1 protein-coding gene is annotated in these 292 nt (G+C 62.7%); it reads left to right on the forward strand.

Annotated features, from left to right (window positions below; translation table 11 throughout):
- Nucleotides 1-292: YDG domain-containing protein (locus FS767_RS22075; protein WP_144968224.1), on the forward strand; the 292-nt coding region annotated here is incomplete at both ends.

Here is a 292-nt window from a genome sequence, read left to right on the forward strand (position 1 = left end):
GCGCAGGCGTTGCCCTGACCGGCGAAGAAGCCGGGAACTACAGCTTCGACACCACCGCTGAAATCGGCAAGGCCAACGTTGATCGCAAGGTCCTGACCGGTAAGGCCGACGTGGCCAACAAGGTTTACGACGGCGGCACCACTGCTCAGTTGAGCGACCTGGATCTGGTTGGCGTGGTTGATGGCGACGAGGGCAAGGTGATCGGTACCGGCACCACTGGCGCATTCGTGGACAAGAACGCTGGCACCAACAAGTCGGTCACCGGCGCAGGCGTTGCCCTGACCGGCGAAGA

This window comes from Pseudomonas sp. DE0010 (assembly GCF_007680745.1).
Taxonomy (GTDB): Bacteria; Pseudomonadota; Gammaproteobacteria; order Pseudomonadales; family Pseudomonadaceae; genus Aquipseudomonas; species Aquipseudomonas parafulva_B.